Source organism: Candidatus Aquicultor secundus (assembly GCF_002791875.1).
Taxonomy (GTDB): domain Bacteria; phylum Actinomycetota; class Aquicultoria; order Aquicultorales; family Aquicultoraceae; genus Aquicultor_A; species Aquicultor_A secundus.
Genome location: NZ_PFNG01000105.1, coordinates 1,848 through 5,040, shown reverse-complemented (window position 1 = coordinate 5,040; position 3,193 = coordinate 1,848). Strand labels below are relative to the sequence as shown.

General features: G+C 41.9%; 3 protein-coding genes. All 3 read right to left on the bottom strand.

The window, feature by feature from the left end; all coding sequences use genetic code 11:
• Window positions 1-340 precede the first annotated feature (340 nt).
• Complete coding sequence (locus tag COY37_RS04450; RefSeq protein ID WP_286976364.1) at window positions 341-811, bottom strand: hypothetical protein; 471 nt, start codon at window positions 809-811, stop codon at window positions 341-343.
• A 254-nt stretch (window positions 812-1,065) separates the two neighbouring features.
• Entirely contained in the window at window positions 1,066-1,737 is a 672-nt protein-coding gene (locus tag COY37_RS04445; protein WP_286976361.1) for a hypothetical protein, read from the bottom strand.
• 15 nt (window positions 1,738-1,752) lie between these two features.
• Window positions 1,753-2,370, bottom strand: coding sequence for an amidase domain-containing protein (locus COY37_RS04440; RefSeq protein ID WP_286976358.1), 618 nt, complete (start codon window positions 2,368-2,370; stop codon window positions 1,753-1,755).
• Between the last annotated feature and the right edge of the window lie 823 nt (window positions 2,371-3,193).

The following is a 3,193-nucleotide window of genomic DNA, read 5'->3' as shown; positions in this document are numbered from 1 at the left end:
TTACATCCACACTTTATCGAGCGGCTTACACGTCCTACACTAAACGCTAAACACCAGACCATACATGTAGCGGCTGGGCGCGAATTTCTTCTTGAAACTTATGTCCGCCCATCCGCACCCCCTTGAATAGCTACTTTTATAGTTAAGCACATACGAAAAATTCTACCACAATAATACCCCCACTGGGTATCTCGATAGCCGGGGCAGAATATCAACCTTTGGACAATGACTGCTAAAGATGAAATTTCATTGTTCTCATCGGTGGCAGCAACAGCAATTACATCACTAAATTTAGTTGGATAGTTTACCGTATTTAAGCCCGGTCCGTTGTTTTCTACTACTATAACCGTTCTCCAATAAATGCGCCTATCGGCCCGCAGATCAGCTCAAGAAACCAAGAGATAGGTGTCACGTAATAACCATGTGTTTTTTCAAAAAATGCAAAATGGAAGGAAGGCCAAATTGTATTGTGGCCAACCATAATAAACATCTCTTGTGGATAGTTGGTGGATAATTCAATTATCAATATTAACAGAATGGATAAAAGCCCATAAAAAATTGCTTTTTGTTTTATGATGCGTCCAGTAAATATACCGCCAAGGAGAGCACCTAATGCCGCTGATAATATCATAATCGTCGTAGGATTGATCAATTCTGACAGTAAAGGATTACCAGTCGGCCACGTATCGAGGTAATTGATTATGGAATTAACGATGATGCCGATAAACAGCATTACTAAAAGAATTATGCTTCCACCAGTTACTGCCACCAGCTTACGATGACTAGACATAACCGTTTTGTATTTACGCATATTAATCTACCTTTAATATAAGTAAAGCGTTTGTTCTGCCTCATAATCGTATATCATATTTTAATAACATTTGTAACGTTAAGGAAGTTTCACGTTCACTTACTACTGTTGTTTCCAAGCAGTGAAAGACTGTTTATATCAACACAGCTAGCAATCAAAGAAGGTACCGTCCGCCATGTCGGACGGTACCTGTTGATTCTCATACCTAGCTTGCATATCGATCATAGAAAAACGTGCAAAGCGCAGAATTATTTCTAAGGCTCATACCCAGGGATGAACACCCATTTATCGCTTACAATCAGCCAGTTGCCATTTTCTTGCTCGAGTTCTATTATGTGCTGGCGAGCGTTGGCCGGTTCTGATACTATCGCGTTTTTAGTATTCTCGTATCTGGTCCGTGTCCATACGTCGACTACTGCTGTGGCTTGACTACCGTTTACAGATACACCCTTAAAATCCATCTTGGTAACAGCGCTATCGGCAACGACAATTCCGCTATCATCGCTCATCGTATTGTTCTTATCAATATACCCTTGCCTCTTTTTAAGCTCATTAGTCTTTGCGCTAAAATATTGAGGAAGTTTTTTCTGCTTAAATTCACTAGCCTTGCCTCGGTTTACATCCTTCACGGCGTCTAACTCTGCTTGCAGCGCATCCCCTATAACCTTTTTGATCGCTTCAATCTGGGTTTTATCTCCTGACCATCCCCTTTGTTTTGGATCATAGACAAGAGGATTTGGGTCATCTGGTACGACCGTATCTTTTCTGCCCTCGACCTGGAATGTTCCCATTCCTGGCTTAGTGACTGTAAATACCTTTTTGCTTCCTGCAGCTATACCTTCTTTAGGCCTACTTATAAAGAATAAGGAGGAACCTAGTATGGCAGCCAGGATAGCTAAGATACCGGCATATTTTAAAAGCCTCATTTCAACCTCCTAGTTCTAGTTTGAAGAATCGATGTGCATTATATCAATTTTGGTTGTCCAGCGGTTATCATTATATGGCCAGAGGTTCCAGATCGCATGGTACCGGTCAGTTGTATGTTGATCTACTAAGTCCCCATGATAACCGCTATTCGGATCGGTGCTTGAATATGCGACCTCCATCGAGGCATGATCCCACCATCCATCGCTTTGCCAGTCGTAGAATATAGCATCGCCATATGTAGCTATATTGCTGTTCGATTGTTGAGGGCTATATACGCCCCAATCATAACCGCCTGGGTAATCGTTTATCAAAAAGCTCCGCAGCGTATTAGCCCTTACCCAAGCCGTGGTATATTGCCATCCGCTTGATGATTTATAACAATACCATGGTAAACTACCACTCCATCTAAAAGGGTAGCCGCCACCCATACTGCCCGATTGCGTATGCATTGCTTGAGATACAAAGTTTGTGCAATCAGAAGAGAAGCTTGGATACGAGGAGTTTCTGGACGTTGCGTATACATCAGCGTAATACGCCGCTCCGGTACCGCTATACCCAAATGCAATACCTGCGCTTAGCATCGTACCCATAATTATGAGCATGCAGGTCAAGACCTTAGCAAGCCTGTACATTTTATCACCCTTTCCCTAATTTATTGACTTAATTGCTCGACGATAGAAAAACGATAAACATTCACATAGCACCCACCTCCTATCAGCCGGGGTATAGTTAAGCCTCTACTCTATAGCACGGGTAATATCCTAAGCGGGTAGCTTTTCCTCACCGCTGCCTTCTTTTTTCTTGAAGCAGATAATTCTGTTTAATACCCGGCTTGCTGCTAAAACAAAAACGCTCACCATGCTCACCATTTTGCGCTACTTTAGGTCTCAAGGCAGCTACTCGTGTAGACGTCAGTACTTCTACTTACTGGTAATACATACATCTTAGCTTCATATAGTAAGTATATATTAGCAGGCATGTATATGATATAACAGTAAGTTATTACCATTGTACGGTCGTAGTATCAGTGAATCGATATCTTAACCTGGAAAAGTACTCCAGAATATTTTTTGTCAGTTTTCTACTGTTTCTTCATCTATCGCTTCCTTTTCTTAAATTGATCTCACTATCATAAAGTTGATAGGCTGGCTCGTAACATGGAAGACCACGTTGCTATTAAAGCAATTCTGAAGCGCTCTGATGCATCTTTAATCTCTATTGTTTGAATATGCGAGACACGGCCTCTGGCCAGCTTGTGGAAGGCACACATGCCTTCATGGCCGAGTTTTACTCAGCTAATCTTTCCATTTTTACTTGACCAGCCCAAGAACTATCTGGTGGAGAATAGGGAATTCGAACCATCCCATACGAAATGATTCAAGGGAGCCTACAATAAGGTAATTTGGCGCACGTGCACCAACAGCTTTGTGATATATTGCTAGTGTGAGAGTTTGT